Source organism: Streptomyces silaceus, assembly GCF_001419745.1.
Classification (GTDB): Bacteria; Actinomycetota; Actinomycetes; order Streptomycetales; family Streptomycetaceae; genus Streptomyces; species Streptomyces silaceus.
The window spans coordinates 32,830-57,081 of record NZ_LIRJ01000031.1 but is presented as its reverse complement, the minus strand read 5'-3'; the positions used below and the strand labels follow the sequence as shown (position 1 = coordinate 57,081).

The window sequence follows — 24,252 nt, the reverse complement described above, 5'->3', positions numbered from 1 at the left end:
CATGATGCGGATCACCTTAGTCCGTTCCGAGGGGCGCCTCGGATGCGTAACGTGTAATCGTCCAGCCACATCGGGTAGCGGTGCGGCGGAGGTTGTGCGGAGGGGGTGCGTGAGGATGGACACCGCTCCTGCCTTGCGAGCAGTGGGGCAGATGCGGCCAGGAGATCATCTCTTCTTCGGCTACGACACGGACGAGGAACGCGAGGCGGTGCTCGCCGCGTTCCTCCTGGACGGCCTGGCGAGCGGGCAGCGCGGACTGCTCCTGACCTCGGTCGAGGAGCCGCCGCCGGTTGTCTTCGGGTTCCTGCGGAGGCAGGGCGGCGACGTCGCGGGCGCGCTGGCCACCGGCAGACTGCGGGTGAGCTCCCGCCTCGGCGCCCCGAGCGGCCTGTGGGACCTCGACGAGCACGTGCGCCGCGAGGCGGAAGGCGCGGTGGCCGACGGGTTCCTGGGGCTGCGCGTCGCCCTGGAGGTCCCGCCGGACCGGGGCGCCGAGCCGCCCAAGGGGCTGTGCGACGCCGAGCGGCTGCTCGAACCGGTCTTCCAGGCGCTGCCCGTCATCGGGCTGTGCCAGTACGACCGCCGCGTGTTCAAGAGGCGTGAACTGGACGCGCTGGACGCCCTGCACCACGGCAGGGCCGTCGCGGACGACGTCTGGCAGGACGAACTGCTGCGCATCACCCGGACGTTCACCCCGCCCGGCCTCGCCCTGTGCGGCGAGGTGGACGACAGCAACATCACGGCGGTGGCCCGCGCCCTGCGCGCCGAGTCCGAGCGGGCGACGAGCCGGCCGGACGACCCCCACCGCACGCGTCTCGACCTGCGCGATCTGACCTTTATCGACGTGTGCGCGCTGAGGCTCCTCGTCTTCACGGGGCTGGGTCTGTACGCCATGGGCGGCGGCCTGATCCTCGACGGCGTCGCGCCCCACGTGCGCCGGGTCATGCGGGTCACCGGCTGGGACCGCATCCCCGGCCTCGACATGGGAAAGGAGGACGAGGACGCATGACACGCTCCGGCTTCGTCCACCAGGCGCTGTGCTACGCCTCGGACGAGGAATTCCTGTCGGGCACGCTCGACTTCGTCCGGGACGGACTCGCGGCGGGCGACGCGGTGCTCGCCGTCGTCCGCCGGGACAACATCGCCCTGCTGAAGGACGGCCTCGGTGCCGCCGCGGGCGAGGTCGACTTCGCCGACGCCCGCGACTGGTACCAGTTCCCCGCCCGCACCCTGCGCAAGTACAACGACTACTGCACCGAGCGCGAGGAGGGCGGCGCCCGCCGCGTCCGCGTCATCGGCGAGCCCGTGTGGTCCGGGCGCGCGCCCGTCGAGACCCTGGAGTGGGCGCGCTACGAATCGCTGGTCAACGTGGCGTTCGCCGACTCGCGTCACTGGATCGTGTGCCCCTACGACGCCCGCGTCCTGCCCGACGCCGTGCTCGCCGACGTCCGGCGCACCCACCCCGAGGTGACCGGCGGCGAGAACGGCCCCGTCGTCGGCGGCGACTTCACGGACCCGGCGGACTTCTACACCGAGTGCAGCGAACTCGCCGACAAGGTCCCGGACCTGACCCACCCCACGGACAAGCCCCGTGAAGTGCCCTTCGCCCGGGGCGAGTCGGTGGCCGCCCGGCTGGCCGTCGCGGAGTTCGCCCGCCGGTGCCGCCTGGCCGAGGAACGGGCGCGCGACATGGCCGCCGCGGTGCACGAGGCGGTGGTGAACGCCGTGCGCTTCGGCGGTGGCCACGGCGTGCTGCGGCTGTGGAGCGACCCGGACTGGGTGGTCTGCGAGGTCGCCGACACCGGCGGCGGACGCCCCGCCGTCTCCGTCCGGGACGCCGGTTACCTCGGCCACCTCCCACCCGACCCGCTGGCCCCCACGGGCCACGGACTGTGGGTCGTACGACAGCTGAGCGACCTGGTCACCGAACGGCTCGGCACGGAGGGGACGGCCGTGCGCATGCACTTCCGCCGCTGAGCGCCGCCCCGCGACGCGTCCTCGACGGTGTGCCTGGGCGCCGAGGTGGGTGTGGCTGGACCCACCTCGGCGTCGATTCCCGCGGGACCGGGCTCCTCCGGGTGCACAGTGGGGACTCCGGGCCGTGGGATGCGAAGGAGAGCAAGGTCATGCGACAGGTGACGTCGTGGATGGCGGGGGTCTGCGTGGGGTTCGCGCGGGCGTGCGCCGTGGCGGTCGTCAGCATGCTGGTGCCGGCCGTGTGGGCCGGTGCCGTCGCGCTGGGGATGTGGTGGGGAGCGGGCAACCCGTGGTCGTGGGTGGCGCCGGTCGTGCTGGTCGGCGTCGGCACCCTCGCCCTGGCCCGGCCGGTCTGCCGGATGTTCCGCGCCCTCGTCGCGCGGTGGACCGGCACCGTGCTCCCCGCCGGGTACCGGCGGCCCGGACCGGTCACCCAGCTGTCCACCGGCCACTGGTGGAACGGCTTCGGCTACGAGCGCACCCGTCGCGACGCCCTCATGGACCAGCGGTGGCGTCTCCGCTGGAGCGATCCCGCCACCTGGCGCGACGTACGCTTCACGGCTGTCGCGCCGTGGACCGCGGGCGCGGTCGCGGCACTCCCGCCGGCCGGGCTCGCGGCGGCGGTCGTCGCTCTCACCGGGCCCGAGCCCGTCGCGCGTCTCCTCGGCGGACTCGGCCTGCTCGCCGCCGTCGCCCTGGCGCCCTACGCCTGGCGGGTCGCCGAGCCGGTGGCCGTGCGCTTCCTGCGCCCGTCGCCCGCGATGCTGCTCGCCGAGCGGGTGGACGAGCTCACGGCCCAGCGCGCGGACACGACGGTCGCGCAGGCCGCCGAGATCCGCCGGATCGAACGCGACCTGCACGACGGGGCCCAGGCCCGCCTGGTCGGCCTCGGGCTCTCGCTGGCGACCGCGGAGAAGCTGATGGAGACCGACCCGGAGCAGGCCAGGGCCCTGATGCGGCAGGCACGGGCGGGCGCCGCCACCTCCCTGAGCGAACTGCGCGACCTGGTGAGGGGCATCAACCCGCCGGTCCTGAACGACCGAGGGCTCGTCGACGCGGTGCGCGCCCTCGCCCTGGACAGCCCGCTGGACGTGACGGTCACCGCAGCGGCGCCGCTGAGCCTGGACCCGCCGATCGAGTCCGCCGTGTACTTCGGGATCGCGGAGCTGCTGACCAACGCGGCCAAGCACGCCCACGCGACCCGGGTGCGGATCGCGCTGGCCCGGGACGACATCGGCATCGTCGTCGACGTCGAGGACGACGGCCGGGGCGGCGCCGAGGTGCGGGCCGACGGCGGACTCGCGGGCCTGCGCCGACGCCTCGCGGTCTTCGACGGCGCCCTGGAGATCACCAGCCCCGTGGGCGGCCCGACCAGCGCGAGGATGATGGTCCGATGCGAATCGTTGTAGCCGAAGACCTCTACCTCCTGCGCGACGGCATGGTCCGCCTCATCGAGGCGTTCGGGCACGAGGTGGTGGCGACGGCGACCACCGGGCCCGAGACCCTCGACGCCCTGCTGGCCCACCGGCCGGACGTCGCCGTCGTCGACGTCCGCATGCCGCCGAGCCAGAAGGACGAGGGCCTGCGGGCGGCCCTCGCCGCCCGCCGCGAGATTCCCGGCCTGCCGGTCCTGATCCTCTCCCAGTACGTGGAGCAGCTCTACGCCCGCGAACTCCTGTCGGACGGCTCCGGAGGCGTCGGCTATCTCCTCAAGGACAGCGTGTTCGACGCCGATCAGTTCATCGACGCCCTGCAACGCGTCGCGGGCGGCGGCACCGCCATGGACCCGGCCGTCATCGGCAAGCTGCTCTCCAGCGGCTTCTCCAACCGGCGGCTGGAGAAGCTCACCGAACGCGAGCACTCCGTGCTCGCCCTCATGGCCGAGGGGCTCTCCAACCACGCCATCGGCCGCCGGCTGTTCCTCAGCGACAGCGCCATCGGCAAGCACACGACCTCGATGTTCGGCAAGCTCGGCATCACCGATGACGACGACAGCAACCGTCGGGTCCTGGCCGTCCTCACCTATCTGAACGACACCCAGGACGACGCCTGATGACAATGCGTCAGGTGGTGCCCCAGCGGTGCGCCGCCAACGCGGCCCGCAGGCGCGGCAGTTCCGCTGGCAGCGTCGGGTCGAGACCGGTGAGTACGGTGACGCGGCGCAGCCGGTAGTCGACCGTATTGGGATGGATGTGCAGGGCCTCCGCCGTCGCCCGGCGCCGGAAGCCGCTGTCCGCGTACGCGCGCAGCGTCTCCAGGAGCGCGGGCTGCCGCTCCAGCGGGGCGAGGAGCGCCGCGAGCCGGTCGCGGCCCGCGCCGGGCCGGGTCAGCTGGTAGTCCAGCAGGACGTCCACCACCCGATAGGCGCCGGGCGGCCGTCCGAAGGTCCGCGCCACCCGGAGCACCTCCTCCGACTCGGCGACGGCAGCGGGGACACCGGCGGGCACGGCGGACGCCGCCCCGGCGAGGACCGCGGCGCCCGTGCGGTCCGCGAGCCGGGCGACCAGCGCGACGAGCCGCCCCCAGTCCTCTCCCAGCGCGCGGCCGGCGTCGTCGGAGGGCAGCAGCACCCGGCCGCCGTGCGGACCGAGCGCGTGCAGGGCGCCACCGCGCGCGTCGTGGTCGACCTCGGACCGGGCGCGGCGGACCTTGCGGCGCGCGGCGACCGCGCCGCCCGTTCCCGGCAGCGCCTCGTCGGGGTGGTCGGCGAAGGCCAGCGCGAGGACGACGTACGCGGGAGCGGGCCGCAGTCCGGCGCGCGCCGCGGCCTCGGTGGCGTCCCGCCCGTCGAGCAGGGCGGTCAACAGGTCGTGCCGGGCGGCCTGTTCGTACCCGTGGAGCGCCTCGCGCGCGTCGAGATAGGCGTCGGTGACGGCGCGGGTGGCCAGCCGCAGCTGGGTCAGGGCGACCCGCTGCGTCGCGGCCACCGCCGCCAGATCCCCGGGCCCGGCCCCGGCCAGCAGCTCGTCCAGGCCGAGCTGCCAGCCCAGGTGGTACGCGCAGAGCACCGCCGACAGCGGTACGCCCTCCTCGGCGCGGCGGGCGGCGGAGCGTACGAGAGGCAGGAGTTCGCCCGGGTCGGCCAGACCCGGGCCGTGCCGCAGGGCGCGGGCGACGACCCGGATGCCGTGCTCGCACACACGCGTCACGTCTCCGGCCAGCTCCTCGCGGGGCAGCGCGGCGTAGGCGGGCACCTCGGCGGTGAAGGCCGCGACCATGAGCCGGGTGAGCCGTGGCAGCGCGGCGGTGAGCAGGCCGTCGACGGGCGTGCCGCCGATGCGGGGCGCCGGAGGACCCGCGGTACCCGGCGGTTCGGAATCCGTCCCCATGCGGGTGCTCCAACTCTGGAGTTCATCATGAACACGCGAGTGGCATGAGACACCGACCATGGCGGTGTCACCAGGGCGGTGCCGCCCCCGACGCCACGGAGGAGTCATGGTCAACTCCGCACGCCGAACGTTCCGTTCGCCCCGCAGAGCCGCCGTCGCCGTGGCGGCCGGCTGCGCGGTCACCGGGCTGCTGCTGCCCGGTGCCGCACCCGCCACGGCCACCGGTCCCGGCCACGAGAGGTATGTGGCGCTCGGCGACTCGTTCACCTCGTCCCCTCTGACCGGGCTGCCGCAGCCGGGCTCGCCGCTCGGCTGTTTCCGCTCGAACAACAACTATCCATCGGTGATCGCACAGCGTCTGCGTCCCGCCTCCTTCACGGACGCCAGCTGCGGCGGCGCGCAGACCAAGGACATGACCGCGCCGCAGGACGTCACGCCCGGCGGGCCCAACCCGCCGCAGTTCGACTCGCTGCGCAAGAACACCACGCTGGTCACCCTGGAGATCGGCGGCAACGACATCGGGTTCGGCAAACTGATGGACTGCTTCAGGCTCAGCGTAGGCGACCCGGACGGCTCGCCGTGCAAGGACGCGATGGTCAAGGACGGCAAGGACCCCTTCGTCGAGGCCATCAACGCCACCGCCCCCAGGCTCGCGGCCGTCCTGCGCGGCATCCACCGGCGCGCGCCCGAGGCCGACGTGTACGTCCTCGGCTACCCGGCGCTGCTGCCCGCGCGGGGCGACGGCTGCTACCCGTACATCCCTCTGGCCAAGGGCGATGTGCCCTGGCTGCGCGGTGTCCAGCGCAAGCTGCACGCGATGATCGCCGCCCGGGCGACGGCGGGCGGCGCCCGGTACGTGGACCTGTCCGTGCCGGGACACGACATGTGCCAGGTGGACCCGACGAAGCGATGGGTCGAGGGGCCGGTGCCCCTCCTGCCGGCGGCACCGGTCCATCCGAACGCGAGCGGTTCGCGGAACATGGCGCGCATCGCGCTGGAGGCCATCCGGGGGAGCTGACCGCGCCGGGGCGGCGACCGCTACTGCCAGACGCGGATGTAGTCGACGTACATCGTGGAGTTCCAGTCGAAGACCTCGTCGTGCACCGACCCGTCGGCCCAGTTGTCGAGCACCTCGTGCGACAGGATCGGGAACTCCTTGACCTGGCTGATCAGGCCGGGGTCGGTGACCGTGCGCACGACGGCGCCGTCGTACAGGAACTGCATCCGCGTCGGCGTCCAGGTCAGCCCGAACGTGTGGTACCAAGTGCCGTGCAGGCCGGGTGCGTTCGCGACCGCGGACGAGGACCGGTGGTCGGCGCCGTAACCGTCCCAGTGGAGGGTCGCCGAGTACGTGTCGGCCTGGAAGTTGGTCTCGGTGACGTCGATCTCGGCGCCGTCGCGCGCCGTGCCGTCGACCGCGCCGCCCGGTGTGAGCCCCGCGTCGGCCTGCAGCCAGACCGCCGCGAGATGTCCGTTGGTCCGCGCCGGGGTGTGCACGCGTGCCTCCAGTGTGCCGTGCGTGTAGGTGAACTTGCCCTGGCTGTCGATCCGGCCGCCGGAGAACTGGTTCGGGGCGAGCTGCCGTACGTCGATGGCGAGGGCGCCCTTGCCGTCCGTGCGGACATCGGCCGGCTTGTACCACCAGCGGTCGCCGGGCGCGGCACCGGAACGCTCCTGGTCGCGGGCGGTCCAGCGCGCCGTGCTCACCGTGGAGCCGTCGAACTCGTCGCTGAACACCAGAGCTTGGGCGCTCGCGGCGCGGGCGTCGTCCGCACCCAGAGGCTGGACTCCCCGCGGTGTCGCGGGGTCGATCAGTGAGGCCGGAGGTGGGCCACCGGAGGCTCCGGTGGGTGCGGCCGCCGCCGGAACGGCAGCCGCGAGCGCGCAGGCGCCGAGCAGCAGCCCGGCGGCCGCGCGACGGCGGGAACGGACGACGGCGCGGTGGTCTCGCATGGCGTCACCTCTCGGTCGGGCCGCTCCCGGCGGGCGAGGGGCCATTCCTCGGATGCCGGGTAGAAAACGCTTTCTCGACGCGCCATGGTGAGGCTGAGGTGAGGAAGCGTCAAGAGGTGTGGCAGGAGGCGGTGTTGAGGGAGAGGCGCGGTGTCTCAGATCGGCAGCAGCCGCGCGACGAGCCCGCTGAGCTGGCGTGCGTTGCGGCACTCGTGCATATCGACCAGCTCGGCGTACGCGTCGGCTGCGGAGTCGCCCGTCGACCACTGCGCGCGCTGCTCGGGGTTGAGCCAGTACACCTGGCGGGCCCGGCCCGCGATGGCGCGCAGCGCGGGGAGGTTCGGGTCGCTCATGTTCGTCCGGGCGTCACCGAGGACGAAGACCGTGGAACGCGGGCCCACCGCGTCGAGGTACCGCTCGGCGAACTCCCCGAGGGAGGTGCCGTAGTCGCTGCTGCCGTGCCAGCCCGTCACCGTGGCCTCGCCGATGATCCGGCCACCGAGGCCCGCCGGGTCGGCGGCGCCGTGGGCGACCAGGTCCGTCACCTCGTCGATCCGGTTGACGAAAGCGAACACGCGGACCTTGCTGAACTGGTCGTGCAGCGCCTGCACCAGCAGCATCGTGAAGTTCGCGAAGCCCGCGACGGAGCCGGACACGTCGCACAGCAGCACCAGCTCGGGCCGGGCGGGACGCCGGCGGCGCAGCACGGGCCGCATCGGCACCCCGCCGGTCGACAGCGAGCCGCGCAGCGTGCGGCGCAGGTCGATGCTGCCGTGCGCGGCGCGCCTGCGCCGGGCGGCGAGCCGGGTCGCCAGCTTGCGGGCCAGCGGGTGCACGGCCCTGCGGAGTTCGTCCAGGTGGGCGCGGCCCGCCAGCAGGAAGTCGACGCGTTCGGCGGTGGTCGCCACGGCCCGACGGGCGATCTCCTCCGTGCCGCGCCGCTCGGCGACCCGGCGGCGTGCCTCGGTGCGCACGCGCTCGCGGAACCCCTCGATGCGGCGCCGGATCTCGTCGGCCTCCAGACGGTCCGTGAACGCCGCCTCCCCGGTGTCCTGCCCGGCCGGCCCCGCGCGCAGGGCGGCGAGGACGCGCGCGAGCAGCGTCTCGGGCCGGAGCCGGCTCAGGGTCTGGTAGGACGACCAGCCGTCGGAGCCGGCCGAGGACGAGCCGTAGCCGCCGAAACCGTCCACCGCCTCGCCCGCCAACTGGCCCAGCAGGGCCTGGTCGTCGGCGGCGAGCGCGGCGACCAGACGCTCGCGCAGCGCCTGACGGTCGGCCTCGCTGCCGCTCTCGCGATCGCGTCCGTCGGCGCCGTCCGGTCCGCCGACGCCCAGCGGGAAGTACAGATCGAAGACGGGGTCGAAGACCGTCCGTTGGCTCTCCTGGTGGAGCAGCGCCGCGGCGAGGCCTTCCCTGACCCGCTCGCGGTCGGCGACGCCGAGCGCCTCCAGGGCGGCGGCCGCGTCGACGGTCTCGCCGGGCCCGATGCGCAGACCGTGCGCGCGCAGCGCCGCGACCAGCCCGGTGAGTCGACCGGTGAGCCCGCCGGCGAAGCCACCGGAGGAGGAGCCGGGTAGGCCGGCGACGGTGGATCCCGGCAGGCTCGCGGCTGCTGCCGGGCCGGGCGGGCTCGCGGCCGGGGATCCGGGCGGGGGCGCGGCCCCGGGCCCCGGCAGCTCCTCGGCCATGGATCCGGGCGGGCCCCCGGGGCCGGGTGCCGCCGTCACACGGCGTCCAGGTCCAGCTTGGCGGCGGCCTTCAGCACGTCGTCCTGGTGCTTGAGGACGACACCGAGGCTGTCGCGCACGACGGTCTCGTCCAGCGCGTCCGCGCCGAGCGCGAGCAGCGTGCGGGCCCAGTCGATGGTCTCGGCCACCGACGGCACCTTGCGCAGGTCCATCGCCCGCAGCGCCCCGACCACCCGCACCACGGACGCGGCCAGCGCCTCGTCCAGGCCGGGCACCTTCATGCGCACGATCCGGCGCTCCAGCTCCTCCTCGGGGAAGCCGATGTGCAGGAAGAGGCAGCGGCGGCGCAGCGCCTCGGACAGCTCCCGGCTCGCGTTCGACGTGAGCACGACGAAGGGGCGCCGCTCGGCGCTGATCGTGCCCAGCTCGGGGACCGTGACCTGGAAGTCGCTCAGGACCTCCAGGAGCAGGCCCTCCACCTCGACGTCCGCCTTGTCCGTCTCGTCGATCAGCAGGACCTTCGGGTCGGCGCCCCGGATCGCGCCGAGCAGCGGGCGCGAGAGCAGGAACTCCTCGCTGAAGATGTCGGTCCGCGTCTCGTCCCACGACTCGTCGCGCCCCGCGGTGATGCGCAGGAGCTGCTTGGCGTGGTTCCACTCGTACAGCGCGCGGGACTCGTCGACGCCCTCGTAGCACTGCAGCCGCACCAGCCGCGCGCCCGCGACCTCGGCGACGGCCTTCGCCAGCTCCGTCTTGCCGACGCCCGCGGGGCCCTCCACCAGCAGGGGCTTGCCGAGCCGGTCGGCGAGGAAGACGGTCGTGGCGACGGCGGGCGAGGCCAGATAGCCGGTCGCGGCCAGCCGGGCCGCGACATCGTCGACGGATGTGAAGTACCCGGTCGTCATGGGGAGTTCTCCTGCTTCGTCGGCCCGACCGGTGCCCCGCCCGGTGCCCGGTCCTCCGTACCCGATCAGGTCCGGGCACCCGGCCACAACGGGTCGGCGCCGTTTGCGTCGAACGTCACGTCCCTCCGGTACGGCTCCTCACTGCTGGGTCTCATGGTGAGACCCTCCGGTGCCCGCCCGGGTCGGGCCTACCGGGCCCTGTGCGGGTGAGGCCTTCTGGGGCCCGGGGGCCGGTTCGTATGCTGGCGCCATGAGGCGGACTTCCTTTGCGAACTGGCCGTGCTCCATCGCCCGCACGATGGACCTGCTCGGCGACTGGTGGACGCCCCTCGTCCTGCGGGAGGCGTTCTACGGCATCACGCGGTTCGACGTGTTCCAGCAGGAGCTCGGCATCGCCCGCAACACGCTCACCGACCGGCTGCGCCGCCTCGTCGACGAGGGCCTCCTGGAGAAGCGGCCCTACCAGCGCGATCCGGTGCGCCACGACTACGTCCTCACGGAGAAGGGCCGCGACTTCTTCGGGGTCCTCGCGGCCATGAACAGGTGGGGCGACCGGTGGCTGGGCGGCGAGGAGGGCGCGCCCGTCGTGTTCCACCACGACCGCTGCGGTCGGGAGAGCCACGCCGAGGTCGTGTGCGCCGCGTGCAAGGAGCCGATGACGGCCGCGAACACGACCCCGCGCATGGGCCCCGGCTACCCGCCCCGGCTCGCCGAACGTCCCGACGTGCAGGCGCGGTTCAACCGCTGAGCCCACCCGGACCACGGTGTGCACCTGTCCGGTCGTCGACTCTTGACGAGTGAGTTCATCTACGCAACTCTCAAGCTCAGAGACGACTTCCGAGCCCTTGGACGATGTGGAGGACGGTCGACGATGGAGTGGACGGGTGCCCGCTATGCGGACGGGCCGACGGTCGAGGTGAGCGGGCGGATCGCCGCGTCGCCGGAGCGGGTGTGGGAGCTGGTCTCCGACATCGGCCTGATGCCGGTGCTGAGCGGGGAGCTGCAGTCGGCGGGGTGGCTCGACGGCGCGAGCGGGCCCGCGGTCGGCGCACGGTTCGCCGGCCGCAGCAGGCACGAGTCGCTGGGGGAGTGGGAGACCACGTCGTACGTCGTCGCGTGCGAGGCGCCGCGCGTCTTCGCGTGGGCGGTGACCGACCCCGAACAGCCCAGCGCCCTGTGGCGGTTCACTCTCGCGGCGCGGGAGGACGGCGGCACCGAACTGACGCAGTGGATGCGGCTGGGCCCCGGCCGTTCGGGACTCTCCTACGCCATCGACCGGATGCCGGACAAGGAGGAGAGGATCGTGTTCGTACGGCTGCGGGAGTTCGAGCGGAGCATGACCGCCACGGTCGACGCGATCCGGCGCCTGGCCGAGGGCACGGCGACCGCGGACGAGGTGCGCGCCTGATGCGTACGTCGACGACGATCGAGGCGTCCGGGGCGGACTGGCGGCAGACCGCCGACTTCGTGTCCGAGGCCGAGAAGCTGGGCATGGACATCTGCTGGGTGGCCGAGGCCTGGGGTGCCGAAGCGCCGTCCCCGCTCGGCTACTTGGCGGCCCGCACCGAGCGGATGCTCCTCGGCTCGGGCATCATCCAGCTCGCCACCCGCAGCCCGGTCGCCATCGCCCGCGCGGCGCTCACGCTCTCGCACATCTCCGAGGGCCGCTTCCTGTTGGGCCTCGGACCGTCCGGGCCGCAGGTGATCGAGGGGCTGCACGGCGTGCCGTTCGCGCGTCCGCTCTCCCGGATGCGGGAGACGGTGGAGATCGTACGGAGCGCGGCCGCCGGCGAGAAGATCGCCCACGAGGGGCGGGAGTTCACCATTCCGCTGCCCGGCGGCGAGGCCCGCCCGATGCGCCTGTCCCTGCGCCCCGAGCACGACCTGCCCGTCTACCTCGCCACGCTCTCCCCGAAGATGCTGCGTCTGACGGGTGAGATCGCGGACGGCTGGCTCGGCACGAGCTTCGTGCCCGAAGGCGCCGAGGAGGCGTACTTCGCGCCTCTGGACGAAGGGCTCGCCGCGGCCGGGCGCAGCCGCGCCGACCTGGATGTCTGCCAGGGCGCGGAGGTGGCGTTCGCGGAGGACGAGGACGTGCTGCGCACGATGGTCGCCGGGCGCAAGAAGGAACTCGCCTTCAGCCTCGGCGGGATGGGCTCCGCCACGACCAACTTCTACAACGACGCCTACAGCAGGCAGGGCTGGGCCGAGGTCGCCGCCGAGGTCCGCGAGCGGTGGCAGGCGGGCGACCGCGACGGCGCGGCCGGCCTCGTCACGGACGAGATGGTCCTCGCGACCACGCTGATCGGCACCGAGGAGATGGTCCGCGCGCGGCTGCGGGTCTGGCGCGCGGCCGGTGTGGACACGGTGCGTCTGTATCCGGCGGGCGACACGCTGGACGCGCGGCTCGCCACGCTGGGGCGCGCGATCGAGCTCGTGCGCGAGACGGCGACTGGGTGAGCCGCGTCCCGGCCTGTCGAACCTGTGGGCCTGCCCTCCCGGGTGCCGGGTGGGACAGGCCCGCAGAAAGAGCCGATCAGGGCTCGAACGGCGTCAGCACGAAGAGGGGGATCTCCCGGGCTGTCTTCTTCTCGTACTCGGCGTAGTCGGGCCAGGCGGCCACGGCTCGCTCCCACCAGATCTCCCGCTCCTCGCCGGTGGCGATCCGCGCGCGGTAGTCCTTCTTCACGGGGCCGTCCTGCAGCTCCACATGAGGGTGGGCGACGAGGTTGTGGTACCAGGACGGGTTGGCCGGGTCGCCGCCCTTGGACGCGACCACCGCGTACTCCCCGTCGTGCTCGACGCGCATCAGGGGGTTCTTGCGCAGCTTGCCGCTCTTGGCGCCGACCGACGTGAGCACGATGACGGGCTTGCCCTGGAGGGTCGTCCCGTCGGTGCCGCCCGAGCTCTCGTACAGGTCGGTCTGCTTGTTCGACCAGCCCCAAGTACCGGGCTCGTATTCACCAGTCAAAGGCATACCCCCTTCAACGGCGGAGGGGAGTGGAATGTTCCTCGACCTCGTGGGCCACGGCGACGTCGCGTACCGGCCCCCCTGGCCATGCCCCGAAATGTCGGACCCGGCGGGGCGCCGTCGACCCCTCATGCGTTAGAAAGGCATCAAGGTTTCACCGAGGTGGCTGTGGTCCACCACGACATCAGGGGGGACATGGCGGCGCACGGCATACCCGAGGAGTTTCTCGACGGCTATGCCCACATCCTGGCCGGAGCCGCGGCGACCGGTCGGCGGCTGACCCGCGACGAGCTGGACTCGCGACGCGCGCTGGGTGAGCGGGCCGCCGAGGCGGGGTACGGGCTGCGGGCTCTGGTGGGCGCCCATCTGGCCGCGACCCGCGCCCACTGGCCCACCTCACGTGCCGTCTCCGCGGACAGCGTGATGTACGCCGCCGAGCAGGCCGTCGACGCCCTCGCCGAGGGCTACGAACGTGCCCAGCGCCTGGCCGTGCGCCAGGAGGAGGCCGCTCGCCGGGAGTTCATCGACGACCTGCTCCACGGCCGCAGCGACCTCGGCCGCCTCGTCGAACGCGCGGACCGCTTCGGGCTGCGCCTCTCCTACGAGCACGCGGTCGCCGTCGCCGAGGGCACGGGCGGATACGAGGACGGGGACCCCGTACCCCGCGAGGTCGAGCGGGCCCTGATCGGCCGGTTCGGCGACCGCAGCATCCTGCTCACGACGAAGGAGGGCCGCCTGGTGTGCGTCGCCCCCGGTGACCAGGACGAGGTGCTCGCCTTCTTCGCCAAACACGCGTACGCCGCCACCGACGGGGGCCGCGTCGCCATCGGCCGTCCCCGGCCGGGACCCGGCGGTGTCGTCCAGTCGTACGAAGAGGCGCTGAACGCGCTGGATCTCGCCGAGCGCCTCGAACTGGACGAGCCGGTGCTGCGCGCCGTCGAACTGCTCGTCTACCCGGTCCTGACCCGCGACCGGCAGGCCATGGCCGACCTGGTCCTCGACACCCTCGGGCCGCTGCAGAAGGCCCGCGGCGGGGCGCGGCCGCTCATCGAGACGCTGATCGCGTTCTTCGACTCCGGCTGTGTGGCGGCGGAGGCGGCCCGCCGCCTGGCGCTGAGCGTGCGCGCCCTGACGTACCGCCTGGACCGCATCCACCAGCTGACCGGCGCCAACCCTGCAGACCCGGTGCACCGCTACACCCTGCAGACGGCGGTGATCGGCGCGCGGCTGCTCGGCTGGCCCGAGAGGCCGTTCTGAGACCGGACGCGCCCTTCCGTGCATGAGCCCGTGAGCCCGCGACCACCGCGGCTACGCGTCGGGCTCCCGCGTCCCGACCCCCAGCAGGGCGAGAAAGGCGGACGCCGCGGGAGACGGCGTGAACCGGCTCCAGATCAGACGCTCCACCCGTACCGGACCGCCCGCGACCGGCACCGTCCGCACCTCGTGCAGCCCGTCCGCGAACGCCCCGGGCAGCAGGGCGATGCCCAGGCCCGTGCGGACCATCCGGGCCATGAGCTCGACGCCGGACACCTCGAAGGCGACCTCCCGCCGCAGGCCGGCTGCCGCGAACGCCTCGTCCGACTGGGCGCGGGCGGCGCTGCCGTCGGCGAAGTCCACGAACACCTCGTCGGCGAGGTCGCTGAGGTCCACTTCGGCCCGGTCGGCGAGCGGGTGCCCCGGGGCGACCACGGCGACGTGCCGCCCGTGCGCGAGCTGGTGGTCGTGGACGCCCTGCGCCCGGAACCCCGGCGGCACGCCCAGGAACGCCGCGTCCAGGCCGCCGTCGCGGACCTGCTCGATGAGCCGCTCGCTGGAGCCCGTGCGCAGACTGATCCGCACCTGGGGATAGCGCCGGCGGTAGTCCCGCAGCACCGCGGGCAGATCGACCGCCGCCACGGTCGGGATGGAGCCGACGACCAGCTTGCCCCGTATCTCGCCGGTGGCCGCCGCGACCTCCGCGCGGGCCCGCTCGGCCGCCTCCAGGGACTGGCGCGCGGCGGGCAGGAACGCCTCACCCGCGGTGGTCAGCCGCACCCGCCGGCTGGTCCGCTCGAAGAGCCGGGCGCCCAGCTCCTTCTCCAGGCGGGCCACCTGGTGGCTGAGGGCCGACTGGACGACGTGACACCGCTCGGCGGCACGGGTGAAGCTCGCGGTCTCGGCGACCGCGAGGACGTAGCGCATCTGCTGGAGATCCATTGATCCATCGTGGATCGCGATGGATATCGATGACAAGCATGTGTTGGACCGATGGATGCCCGCTCGGAGATGCTGAAGTCCACGGCGGGCCACGGGAGTCGGCGGCCCGCCGGACCGGACCGATGAGGTCCGCCCATCCGCCGCACCACGGCAGGCGCCGCCGGCGCCCCGACCCACGGAGACCCTCATGCGCGTGATCGCCTTCGACCACCTCGTCCTCAACGTCGCCGACGTCGAGCGCTCGCTCGCCTTCTACACCGGTCCGCTGGGTCTCGAACCGGTCCGGGTGGACGAGTGGCGGGCCGGCGAGGTCCCCTTCCCGTCCGTGCGGGTCAGCCCCACGACGATCATCGACCTGGTCAAGCCCTCCGACGGGCAGCCGGAGGGCTCGAACGTCGACCACATCTGCCTGGTCGTCGAGCCCCTCGACTGGCAGGAGGTCATCGACTCCGGTGTCTTCACGGTGGTGGACGGCCCCGGCAAGCGCTTCGGCGCGCGGGGCGTCGCCCTCTCCCTCTACGTGCGGGACCCGGACGGCAACACCGTGGAGCTGCGCTGGTACCCGAAGGAGGCGTGACTAGCCGAGGCGCGGGATCTCGATGGCGGGGCAGCGGTTCATCACCATCTCCAGTCCCGCCGCGCGGGTCCTGTCGTACGCGGCCTCGTCGATCACGTCGAGCTGGAACCACACCGCCTGCGCGCCGGCGGCCACGGCCTCGTCGGCCACCTGGCCCGCCAGCGCGCTGTTGACGAACACGTCCACCACGTCGATCTGGAACGGCACGGCGGACAGGGACGGGTATCCCTGCTCGCCGTGGACCGTCTCGGCCTTGGGGTGGACCGGCACCACGCGCTTGCCGAAGCGCTGCAGCACGGCCGCGACACCGTACGCCGCCCGGTCGCGGTTGTTGGACAGGCCGACGACGGCCCAGGTGTCGCCGAGCTCCGTCAGGATCCTGCGCACCGTCTCCTGGTCGCCGTACATGGCCTGCCTCCTCATGGTCGCGGCCGAGGGCCGCTCAGCGGTCGCGGCGTGATGCCGTCCGAGCCGGGGTCGTCTCAGACGTTCACACCGAAGTCCGAGGCGATGCCGCGCAGCCCACTGGCATAACCCTGCCCGACCGCGCGGAATTTCCACTCCGCGCCGTGGCGGTAGAGCTCGCCGAAGACCATGGCGGTCTCGGTGGAGGCGTCCTCGGAGAGGTCGTAGCGGGCGATCTCGTTGCCGTCCGCCTGGTTCACCACGCGGATGAACGCGTTGCGGACCTGGCCGAAGCTCTGGCCGCGGTTCTCGGCGTCGTGGATCGACACCGGGAAGACGATCTTCGTGATCTGGGCGGGCACCTGCGCGAGGTTCACCTTCACGGCCTCGTCGTCGCCCTCGCCCTCACCGGTGAGGTTGTCACCGGTGTGCTCGACCGAGCCGTCGGGGCTGGTCAGGTTGTTGTAGAAGACGAAGTGCTGGTCGGAGACGACCTTGCCGGAGTCGTCGCACAGCAGCGCGCTGGCGTCCAGGTCGTAGTCCGTGCCGGTGGTGGTGCGCACATCCCAGCCCAGGCCGACCAGCACGGCGGTGAGGCCCGGGGCCTCCTTGCTGAGCGAGACGTTGCCGCCCTTGGCCAGGGAAACTCCCACGATGTCCTCCTGAGGTCAGAGATCTGGATGAGTGGTTCCGTAAAAACTACAGGAATGTAGAAATTAACGGGACGCGGTGTCCCCGTTACGATAGGGCGCTCCCCGTCCGCCGCGGAGCACGGAGTCGCAGGAGGGATACCCGGGCATGAAGCGTCATGACGACAGCGAGGAGCCGCAGCCGCGGCTGCGCCGCCGCGCGCAGGGCGAACTGGAGTCGCAGGTGCTCGCCGCGCTGCACGCCGCGCGCGGTCCCGTCAGCGCCGCCTGGGTGCAGGAGCGGATCGGCGGCGACCTCGCGTACACGACCGTGATGACGATCCTGACGCGCCTGCTCGCCAAGGACGCGGTCACCCGGGAGCGCGCGGGCCGGTCCTTCGCCTGGCTGCCCGCGTCGGACGAGGCCGGGCTCGCGGCCTTCCGCATGCGCAAGGTGCTCGACGGCGAGAGCGACCGCGAGGCGGTCCTCGCCAGCTTCGTCACCACGCTCACGCCCGACGACGAGCAGCTCCTGCGCGACCTGCTCGGCCGGGCGGGCGCCGACGCGGACGACTGACGCCCGAGGGGGGTACTTCGCTGATGGGCGTGTTCGTCTTCCTGCCCCTCGTGCTGCCGCTGACCGCGTGGCCGATAGCCCGCCTCGCCGAGCAGCATCTCCACCCGCGCGCCGCGACCCGGCTGCTCACCGCCGTCGCCGGCGTGATGGCCCTGTGCAGCACGCTCTGCCTGGCGCTTCTCATGGTCGTCGGCACCGCCCAACTGCCGGGAAACCCCCTGCCCGACGGCTGGTCCGACCCCGAGGTGCGCGCCGCCGTCCCCTATGACGAGGTCGCGGGGCGGGTCGCCATCCCCGCGCTGCTCGCCGTGTGCGCGGCCTGCGCGCGCACGCTCTGGCGGCACGCGCGTGTACGCCGCCGGGGAAGCCGCGCGCTCGCAGGGCTGCCCGGCACCTCCGTCGCCGTCCTCGACGACGACGCGTCGTACGCGTACGCGCTGCCGTCGCGCGCGGGCGGGCGCGTGGTGGTCACCACCGGCATGCTGTCGAAGCTCGCGGCTCCCGAGCGCCGGGCGCTGTTCGCGCACGAGCGGGCGCACCTCTCCGGGCGGCACCACCGGCATCTGCTCGTCACGCAGCTCGCGGCCCGCGCCAATCCCTTCCTGCGGCCGCTGCGCACCTCCGTCGCCTACACCGCGGAGCGGTGGGCCGACGAGGCGGCCGCGCGCGACGTGCGGGACCGGCGCACCGTCGCCCGCGCGATCGGCAAGGCGGCCCTCGTGTCGCGGGGCGTGCCCGCGCCGACGCTGGCGGGACTCGCGGCGCCGGGGCCGGTGCCGCGCCGTGTGGCCGCGCTGCTCGCCCCGGCGCCCGCCGCCCGCACCCGCCCTTCCGTGTTCACGGCGGTGGGGCTGGCCCTGTGGTGCGCGGCGTTCGGCACCGCTGTCTCGGCGATGTCCTCCGCGAACTCCGCGGTCACGATGGTCCTGATCCTGCGCGCCGCCACACCGCTGTGAGCGGGCCCGCGGCGCCGTACACGGACCGGCCCCCAGGGGCCGGTCCGCCGGGGTCCGTCAGAGGTCGAACTCGTGCGGCGGCAGGTCGAGGGCGAAGCACGCCTCGCGCACGACACCCTGCTCGTCCTTGTCGAAGTCGCCGTCGGCGCCGCCGATGACGATGCCGATCTGGATGACCGCGCGGGCCTCCGCCGGCTTCTTCTTGGCCTTCGCGACCTCCTGGAGAACGCTCACCTTGCCGAAGGCGAAGTCGGCCGTCAGCTTGTCCACGTACTCGTCGAAACGGCGGCGCAGGTCGTCCGCGGGGAAGTTCTGCAGCACCTCGTTCGTCCCGATGAGCTGGGCCACGCGCTGGCGCTCGGAGGCGTCCACGGTGCCGTCGGCGGCGGCCACCAGAGCGCACATCGCCATGCTCGCGTCGCGGAAGGCGCCGCTCTTGAGGTCGTTCTTCTTCGCCATCAGCTGGGTCTGCATCGTCGATGCGGATTCCTTGACGCGGTCCCACAGGGCCATGGGGAGCTCCATAAACGTATCGATGTATCAGGGGTGTTGGGCGAGGCCCCGGTACGCTGCTCGCAGGTCCGGGGCGTCGCCAGTTTCTACAACAGAGTAGAAACTAGCAGCCGGGCCGAGAAGTTCCCGCCCAGTGAGAGGGTGCGCGCGATGACACCGACGGCTCAGGAGCTCCTGCGGACCACGACGGCACTCCTCGCCGCGGATCCGGCCGCCAACCCGCTCGTGCCGCGCATCGCCGACGGCCGGGCGCGCCTGCGGACGGTCGCGGTCCTCGCCCTGGAACAGTGCCACGTGATCCCCGCCGACCGGCGCTCCTTCCGGCACCTGGCGCAGCGGTCCATCGAGGCCAAGGACCCGGAGTCCGCCGCCTTCTTCGAGGCACTCGCCGACGGCGAGAGCCTCGCCGAGGAGCGCCTCGCGCCGCTCCTCGACGCCTGCGCGGTCGACGAGGCGGAGCGGCTGACGTACGAACCGCAGGCGGGCTGCCAGGCCTACCCGGCGTACGTGGCCTGGCTCGCCCTGAACGGCGAACCGGTCGACGTCGTCCTCGCCCTCACCGCCAACTTCGCCTCCTGGGGCCGCTGTTGCGCGGCCATCGCCCGCGCGCTGCGCGAACGCCACGGCTTCTCCGACGAGGCCTGCGGCTTCTTCGACCTCTTCGCCGAGCCCGCGCCGGACCTCGACCGGCAGGCGCTCACCGCGGTGCAGGCCGGCCTCGACCGGGGAAGCGTCACCGCGGCACACCTGCACCACGGCAGGCTCGTACAGAGTTACGAGGCCATGTTCTGGGAGACCCTCGCGCACGCCGACGAGACGGCGGGCGACCGCTGACTCACCCGGACCCGCCGCCCCGCAGCTCCTCCGACTGCGCCACGAGGCCGCGGATCAGCGCGTCGAGTCCCGCCTCGAACGCCTGGTCCGCGCGGGCCGCCTTGTCCCCGTCGTGGGCCGCGCGCAGGGCAGCCGCGAGGACGGGGACGCGCGGCGCGTGACCCGCCGGGTCGATCATCAGGGGCGGCGCGACGAGATCGAGCGCGGAGCCGAGCAGGAAGGACTCCACGCTCGTCAGGACCGCCACCAGACGCTCCCGCGGCCAGCCGCCGCGCGCCAGCGCCGCCACCACCGCCTCGTACATGGCGAGCGTCGCCGGAGAGCTGATCGTCGTCGTGGCGAGCAGGTCGATGGCATGAGGGTGGCGCGCGAACGCCGCGCGGTACGAACGCGCCCACACCGCGAGGGCGTCGGGCCAGGGCAGCACGGCGAACGCGGAGACGTCCATCTCCTCGACGACCAGGCGCCGCACCCCCTCGACGACGGCCGCGCGCCCGTCCAGGTGGTTGTACAGCGACGCGGTCCGCACCCCGAGCCGGTCGGCGAGCCGCGGCAGGCTGAACGCGGCCGTGCCCTCGGCGTCGATCAGTGCCAGCGCCTCGCGCGCGATCAGGTCCGCGCTCAGCACGGGTCTGCGCGGTCTGCCCCTGCCCGTCATGCCACGGCCTCGCAACTCCCGTTCCGCAAGGGGGTCTTCCCTGACGCCCCACCCGAAGAGTACGGTCCTGCCAGCTCGAACTAAAGGGTTTAGTTTTCGGGCCGCCCTCGCCGTCCCGGCCCGGCCGGGCACCGACATCAGGGAGCACGCGCGTGACAGCACCCTCCTCCGTCCCGCCCGCCGCCTCAGCCTCCGCTTCCGGCACCGACTCCGCCGCCCGCGGACTCAGCGACGGTGCCATCGGCACCGGCGACCTGGTGTTCTTCGTGGTGGCCGCCGCCGCGCCGCTGACCGTCATGGCGGGCGTGGCCCCGCTCGCCATCGGCATGGCGGGGGAGGCGGCACCGCTCGGCTATCTGCTCTCCGGCGTGCTGCTCGTCGTCTTCGCCGCGGGATTCACGGCGATGAGCCGCTTCGTGCGCAACGCCGGTGCCTTCTACGCCTACGTCGGCCGAGGCCTCGGCCGTCCGACGGGAGCGGGCGCCGCGTACGTCGCGCTCTTCTCGTACAACGCCATCGAGGTCGGACTGCTCGCCGCGTTCGGCTGGTTCACCGAAGCGGGCTTCGAGGACCTCACCGGGATCCATGTGCCCTGGTGGGCCTGGGCGTCCATCGGGCTCGCCGCCATCGGGGTGCTCGGCTACCTCAAGGTGACGCTGAGCGCCAAGGTCCTCGGCGCCGCGCTCGTCCTCGAAGTCCTGGTGCTGCTCGTCTTCGAGGGAGGCGTCCTCGCGCACGGCGGCGGCCCGAGCGGCCTCGACCTCGGCACGCTCTCGCCCGCCCACCTCGGCACCTCCGGGATGGGCGGCATGTTCGTCCTCGCCCTCGGCGCCTTCATCGGCTTCGAGGCCACCGCGATCTACGCCGAGGAGGCGCGGCGGCCCGAGCGGAGCGTGCCGCGCGCCACCTACGCGGCCGTGGCCTTCCTCGCGCTCTTCTACACCTTCACCATATGGATGATCATCAACGCGTACGGAGCCGACCGCGCCCAGGACGTCGCGAACGGCGCGGGCGGCGCCGACATGGTCTTCACCGCCACCGAGCGCTTCGCCGGGGCCTGGGCCGCCGACTCCATGCACGTGCTGCTCATCACCAGCGCCTTCGCCGCGACCCTCGCCTTCCACAACGGCGCGGCCCGCTACTTCTACGCGCTCGGCAGGGAAGGCCTGCTCCCGGCCCGCCTCGGCACGGTCTCCGCGCGGACCCGGGCCCCGGCCGTCGCGGTCGTCACCCAGTCGGTCATCGCACTCGCCGTGCTCGTCGCGACGCTGCTGAGCGGGGCCGATCCCTACGACGTCACGTTCCTGTGGACCAACGGCTCCGGGATCCTCGGCGTGATGCTCATGCAGGCGCTCGCCGCCCTCGCCGTGTACGGGTTCTTCCGCCGCGACCGGCGCGGCATGCCCGCCTGGCGCGTGGCCGTCGCCCCACTGCTCGCCTGCGCGGGCCTCGCGGTCATGATCGTCCTGGTCTGCGCCAACCTCGACCTGCTCACCGGCGCGTCCAGCGGCGTCAACGCGGCCCTGATCGCACCACTGCCCCTGCTGTTCCTGGCCGGGGTGGCGGTGGCGCTGCGAATCCGGCGACGCGATCCGGCCGCGTACGAACGACTGACGACCGTGGACGCGGAGCGGGTCTGAGCGCGCGTGAACCGGCACGGACCGGGGCGCGGCACCAGCCATGACCCGGCGAACCGCACCCCGCGATCACCGGATGGACGACGACAGCAAGGAGACAGCGACAGCATGACGGCGACGACCCTCGTCTTCCTCGGCACGGTCCGCACCGGCGGTGACGTCCACGGCACCGGCGCGGACACCACCGCGCTCGCCGTGCGCGACGGCCGGATCCTCGCGCTCGGCGAGGAGGCCCGCGCCCTCGCCGCAAGCGCCGACGACGTCGTCGACATCGGCGACGGGCTGCTGATGGCCGCCTTCGGAGACGGCCACGCCCACCCGCTCTTCGGCGGTCTGGAGAGCTTCGGCCCCCAGATCAAGGAGCTGGACTCGGTCGACGCGATCGTCGCCGAGGTAGGACGGTGGGCTCGCGAGCACCCGGAGGCCGCGTGGATCGTCGGCGCGTCCTACGACCCCGCGCTCGCGCCCGAAGGAGAGTTCGACGCGCGCTGGCTGGACGCCGCGGTGCCCGACCGGCCCGTCGTGCTGCGCGCCCACGACTACCACACGGTGTGGTGCAACACCGAGGCGCTGCGCAGGGCCGGAGTGACCAAGACGACGCCCGAACCGCGCCTCGGCTGGATCGTGCGCCGCGCGGACGGCGCACCCCTGGGCACACTGCGCGAATGGCACGCCTGCGACCTCGTGCTCGACCAGGTGCCCGCACGTCCGGTGGACGACCTCGTCGAAGCGGTCCGCCGCGCCGGGCACGCGTACGCGCGCGCGGGCATCACCTGGGTCCAGGACGCCTGGGTCGAACCGGAGATGGCCGACGCCTATCTGGCCGCGGCTCGCCGCGGGGCGCTGTCCGTCCGCGTCGACCTGGCGCAGCGCGCAGACCCCGACCGCTGGCGCGAGCAGCTCGGACCGTTCGCCGCGACCCGCGCGCGCGTGGACGCCGACGGCGGGGAACTGCTCTCCGCGCGGACGGTCAAGTTCTTCAGCGACGGTGTGATCGAGGGCGGTACGGCCGCCATGCTCGCCCCCTATCTGGACGCGCCGCACAGCTGCGGCATGCCCGTGTGGGAGCCCGCGGCGCTCGCCGAGGCGGTGTGCGCCTTCGACGCGGCGGGCTTCCGTACGCACATCCACGCCATCGGCGACGCGGGGGTGCGCGCGGCCCTCGACGCCATCGAGGCCGCCCGCACCGCCAACCCGGACTGGGACCGGCGTCCGGTGATCACCCATGTCCAGGTCGTCGACCCCGCCGACCTGCCCCGCTTCGCCGCGCTCGGCGTGATCGCGAATTTCGAACCGCTGTGGGCGCAGCCCGACCCGCTCCAGACCGAGCTGTCCATCCCACGGATCGGCGCGGAGCGTGCCGCGCTGCAGTACCCCATGGGTGAGCTCGCGCGCGACGGCGTGCGCCTGTCCTTCGGGAGCGACTGGCCCGTCAGCTCGCACATGCCCCTGGAGGGAATCCAAGTCGCCGTCACCCGGCGTACGTTCACCGGCGAGCCGGCTGACGGATGGCTCCCGCACCAGCGGCTCACCGTCGACCAGGCACTGACCGCCGCCACGGCCGGCGTCGCCCATCAGGCGGGCGCCGACGACCGCCTGGCCCTCGTCCCCGGCGCCCCCGCCGACCTGGTCCTGCTCTCCGAGGACCCGCGCACGGCGGACCCCATGGAGATCCGCCACGCGCGTGTGCGGGGAACCTGGCTGGGCGGGCGGTGCACGTACCGGGACCGGGACGAGGGGGAGTGAGCGCCCTACGCGCCCTGCACGTCCTACGAGGACGACGTGATCGGCAGGACGATCGCCGTCGCCGCGATGCCGTTCTGCACGACCCACCGGCCGGAGAACACCTTCAGCTCGACGCCCTCCACCACGGGCCCCTCGACGAGCAGCCGCGCGGTGAACGTCCCGGCCGGGTCGAGCTCGACCCGCGCCTCCTCGAAGCCGAGCCAGCGTCCGGTGAGCGGGAACCACGTCTTGTAGACGGACTCCTTGGCGCTGAAGAGCAGCCGGTCCCAGGGCGTGCCCGGGTGGCTCGTGCCCAGCGCGGCGAGCGCGGCGCGCTCCGTGTCGTCGGCGACCAGCTTCAGGACGTCCGGGTCGCGCAGCCGCTCGGCAGGCTCCGCGTCGATGCCCAGCGAGGTCACCTCTCCGGCGCGGGCGACGACGGCCGCGCGGTATCCGGCGCAGTGCGTCATGCTGCCGACGACCCCGGCCGGCCAGCCGGGCGCCCCGCGGTGCCCCGGCAGGATCGGCGCGGGCGCCACCCCGATCCGGCCCAGCGCGGTACGGGCGCAGTGCCGGACGGTGGTGAACTCGTTCCGCCGCTTGGCCACCGCGTTGGCGACCACCGCCTCCTCCTCGGGGAAGAGGAGGGCGTCGGCCGGGTCCTCGTGGGTCTCGACCACTGTGACCGGCACATCGGAGAGCAGGGATGCCAAGGGGCCCGC

Annotated in this window: 26 protein-coding genes; 15 read left to right on the top strand and 11 right to left on the bottom strand. The window is 73.3% G+C overall.

All coding sequences use genetic code 11. The features are described from left to right. Positions 1-151: 151 nt before the first annotated feature. The 4 genes from AOK22_RS03270 to AOK22_RS03255 all read left to right on the top strand — a co-directional run bounded on the left by AOK22_RS03270 (position 152) and on the right by AOK22_RS03255 (position 4,030). Positions 152-1,009: an MEDS domain-containing protein gene (locus AOK22_RS03270; RefSeq protein WP_055697001.1), complete on the top strand. Its 858-nt coding sequence runs from the start codon at positions 152-154 to the stop codon at positions 1,007-1,009. Beyond that, entirely contained in the window at positions 1,006-1,977 is a 972-nt protein-coding gene (locus tag AOK22_RS03265) for a sensor histidine kinase (protein ID WP_055697000.1), read from the top strand. The genes AOK22_RS03270 and AOK22_RS03265 overlap by 4 nt, the downstream gene beginning before the upstream one ends. Before the next feature lie 149 nt (positions 1,978-2,126). After that, the gene (locus AOK22_RS03260; RefSeq protein WP_055696999.1) at positions 2,127-3,386 is read left to right on the top strand and encodes a sensor histidine kinase; all 1,260 of its coding nucleotides are present in this window, start codon (positions 2,127-2,129) and stop codon (positions 3,384-3,386) included. Next, positions 3,371-4,030, top strand: coding sequence for a response regulator transcription factor (locus AOK22_RS03255; protein WP_055696998.1), 660 nt, complete (start codon positions 3,371-3,373; stop codon positions 4,028-4,030). The genes AOK22_RS03260 and AOK22_RS03255 overlap by 16 nt, the downstream gene beginning before the upstream one ends. 10 nt (positions 4,031-4,040) lie before the next feature. On the opposite strand, the gene AOK22_RS03250 is transcribed toward AOK22_RS03255, so the two are convergent. Next, positions 4,041-5,306: a PucR family transcriptional regulator gene (locus AOK22_RS03250; protein WP_055696997.1), complete on the bottom strand. Its 1,266-nt coding sequence runs from the start codon at positions 5,304-5,306 to the stop codon at positions 4,041-4,043. Between the two features lie 106 nt (positions 5,307-5,412). On the opposite strand from AOK22_RS03250, the gene AOK22_RS03245 reads away from it, so the two are divergent. Next, positions 5,413-6,324 carry an SGNH/GDSL hydrolase family protein gene (locus AOK22_RS03245; protein WP_055696996.1) on the top strand — a complete coding sequence of 304 codons (912 nt, stop codon included), beginning with the start codon at positions 5,413-5,415 and terminating at the stop codon, positions 6,322-6,324. 20 nt (positions 6,325-6,344) lie between these two features. On the opposite strand, the gene AOK22_RS03240 is transcribed toward AOK22_RS03245, so the two are convergent. The 3 genes from AOK22_RS03240 to AOK22_RS03230 form a co-directional block, all read right to left on the bottom strand. Continuing rightward, positions 6,345-7,259, bottom strand: coding sequence for a glycoside hydrolase family 16 protein (locus tag AOK22_RS03240; protein ID WP_157872165.1), 915 nt, complete (start codon positions 7,257-7,259; stop codon positions 6,345-6,347). Positions 7,260-7,414: 155 nt separating this feature from the next. Then, positions 7,415-8,947 carry a vWA domain-containing protein gene (locus AOK22_RS03235; RefSeq protein ID WP_079036298.1) on the bottom strand — a complete coding sequence of 511 codons (1,533 nt, stop codon included), beginning with the start codon at positions 8,945-8,947 and terminating at the stop codon, positions 7,415-7,417. A gap of 35 nt (positions 8,948-8,982) precedes the next feature. Beyond that, positions 8,983-9,852 carry an AAA family ATPase gene (locus AOK22_RS03230; RefSeq protein WP_055696994.1) on the bottom strand — a complete coding sequence of 290 codons (870 nt, stop codon included), beginning with the start codon at positions 9,850-9,852 and terminating at the stop codon, positions 8,983-8,985. A 250-nt stretch (positions 9,853-10,102) separates the two neighbouring features. Here AOK22_RS03230 and AOK22_RS03225 point away from each other — a divergent pair, with 250 nt between their 5' ends. The 3 genes from AOK22_RS03225 (at position 10,103) to AOK22_RS03215 (ending at position 12,312) form a co-directional block, all read left to right on the top strand. Next, positions 10,103-10,600, top strand: a complete 498-nt coding sequence (locus tag AOK22_RS03225; protein ID WP_055696993.1) for a winged helix-turn-helix transcriptional regulator — start codon at positions 10,103-10,105, stop codon at positions 10,598-10,600. Positions 10,601-10,723: 123 nt separating this feature from the next. Next, positions 10,724-11,260, top strand: a complete 537-nt coding sequence (locus tag AOK22_RS03220) for an SRPBCC family protein (protein ID WP_055696992.1) — start codon at positions 10,724-10,726, stop codon at positions 11,258-11,260. Next, entirely contained in the window at positions 11,260-12,312 is a 1,053-nt protein-coding gene (locus tag AOK22_RS03215; RefSeq protein WP_055696991.1) for an LLM class flavin-dependent oxidoreductase, read from the top strand. Before AOK22_RS03220 ends, AOK22_RS03215 begins: the two co-directional genes overlap by 1 nt. A 76-nt stretch (positions 12,313-12,388) precedes the next feature. Here AOK22_RS03215 and AOK22_RS03210 read toward each other — a convergent pair whose 3' ends face one another. Continuing rightward, a complete protein-coding gene (locus tag AOK22_RS03210) occupies positions 12,389-12,829 on the bottom strand; it encodes a nitroreductase family deazaflavin-dependent oxidoreductase (RefSeq protein ID WP_055696990.1) in 441 nt (146 codons plus the stop codon). Between the two features lie 189 nt (positions 12,830-13,018). Here AOK22_RS03210 and AOK22_RS03205 point away from each other — a divergent pair, with 189 nt between their 5' ends. Continuing rightward, positions 13,019-14,080 (top strand): PucR family transcriptional regulator, encoded by a 1,062-nt coding sequence (locus AOK22_RS03205; protein ID WP_055697016.1) that lies wholly within the window; start codon positions 13,019-13,021, stop codon positions 14,078-14,080. Positions 14,081-14,131: 51 nt separating this feature from the next. Here the strand turns inward: AOK22_RS03205 and AOK22_RS03200 are convergent, their stop codons facing one another. Further along, a complete protein-coding gene (locus tag AOK22_RS03200) occupies positions 14,132-15,019 on the bottom strand; it encodes a LysR family transcriptional regulator (protein WP_055696989.1) in 888 nt (295 codons plus the stop codon). Between the two features lie 187 nt (positions 15,020-15,206). Here AOK22_RS03200 and AOK22_RS03195 point away from each other — a divergent pair, with 187 nt between their 5' ends. Beyond that, on the top strand, positions 15,207-15,596 hold the full coding sequence (locus AOK22_RS03195) for a VOC family protein (protein ID WP_055696988.1): 390 nt from the start codon (positions 15,207-15,209) through the stop codon (positions 15,594-15,596). Here the strand turns inward: AOK22_RS03195 and AOK22_RS03190 are convergent, their stop codons facing one another. Together AOK22_RS03190 and AOK22_RS03185 are read right to left on the bottom strand one after the other, a co-directional pair. After that, positions 15,597-16,004 carry a CoA-binding protein gene (locus AOK22_RS03190; RefSeq protein WP_055696987.1) on the bottom strand — a complete coding sequence of 136 codons (408 nt, stop codon included), beginning with the start codon at positions 16,002-16,004 and terminating at the stop codon, positions 15,597-15,599. A gap of 74 nt (positions 16,005-16,078) precedes the next feature. After that, entirely contained in the window at positions 16,079-16,654 is a 576-nt protein-coding gene (locus AOK22_RS03185) for a TerD family protein (protein WP_055696986.1), read from the bottom strand. Between the two features lie 145 nt (positions 16,655-16,799). Here AOK22_RS03185 and AOK22_RS03180 point away from each other — a divergent pair, with 145 nt between their 5' ends. After that, entirely contained in the window at positions 16,800-17,207 is a 408-nt protein-coding gene (locus AOK22_RS03180) for a BlaI/MecI/CopY family transcriptional regulator (protein ID WP_055696985.1), read from the top strand. A gap of 23 nt (positions 17,208-17,230) precedes the next feature. After that, positions 17,231-18,163, top strand: a complete 933-nt coding sequence (locus AOK22_RS03175; RefSeq protein WP_055696984.1) for a M56 family metallopeptidase — start codon at positions 17,231-17,233, stop codon at positions 18,161-18,163. A 57-nt stretch (positions 18,164-18,220) separates the two neighbouring features. On the opposite strand, the gene AOK22_RS03170 is transcribed toward AOK22_RS03175, so the two are convergent. Next, complete coding sequence (locus AOK22_RS03170; protein ID WP_055696983.1) at positions 18,221-18,676, bottom strand: tellurite resistance TerB family protein; 456 nt, start codon at positions 18,674-18,676, stop codon at positions 18,221-18,223. Positions 18,677-18,826: 150 nt separating this feature from the next. On the opposite strand from AOK22_RS03170, the gene AOK22_RS03165 reads away from it, so the two are divergent. Continuing rightward, the gene (locus AOK22_RS03165) at positions 18,827-19,510 is read left to right on the top strand and encodes a TenA family protein (RefSeq protein WP_055696982.1); all 684 of its coding nucleotides are present in this window, start codon (positions 18,827-18,829) and stop codon (positions 19,508-19,510) included. Between the two features lies 1 nt (position 19,511). Here AOK22_RS03165 and AOK22_RS03160 read toward each other — a convergent pair whose 3' ends face one another. Next, the gene (locus AOK22_RS03160; protein WP_244164681.1) at positions 19,512-20,138 is read right to left on the bottom strand and encodes a TetR/AcrR family transcriptional regulator; all 627 of its coding nucleotides are present in this window, start codon (positions 20,136-20,138) and stop codon (positions 19,512-19,514) included. 182 nt (positions 20,139-20,320) lie between these two features. Here AOK22_RS03160 and AOK22_RS03155 point away from each other — a divergent pair, with 182 nt between their 5' ends. After that, positions 20,321-21,808 carry an APC family permease gene (locus tag AOK22_RS03155; RefSeq protein WP_055696980.1) on the top strand — a complete coding sequence of 496 codons (1,488 nt, stop codon included), beginning with the start codon at positions 20,321-20,323 and terminating at the stop codon, positions 21,806-21,808. A gap of 105 nt (positions 21,809-21,913) precedes the next feature. After that, positions 21,914-23,551 carry an amidohydrolase gene (locus AOK22_RS03150; protein ID WP_055696979.1) on the top strand — a complete coding sequence of 546 codons (1,638 nt, stop codon included), beginning with the start codon at positions 21,914-21,916 and terminating at the stop codon, positions 23,549-23,551. Between the two features lie 23 nt (positions 23,552-23,574). Here the strand turns inward: AOK22_RS03150 and AOK22_RS03145 are convergent, their stop codons facing one another. Then, positions 23,575-24,243: a 4'-phosphopantetheinyl transferase family protein gene (locus AOK22_RS03145; protein WP_055696978.1), complete on the bottom strand. Its 669-nt coding sequence runs from the start codon at positions 24,241-24,243 to the stop codon at positions 23,575-23,577. Positions 24,244-24,252 lie beyond the last annotated feature (9 nt).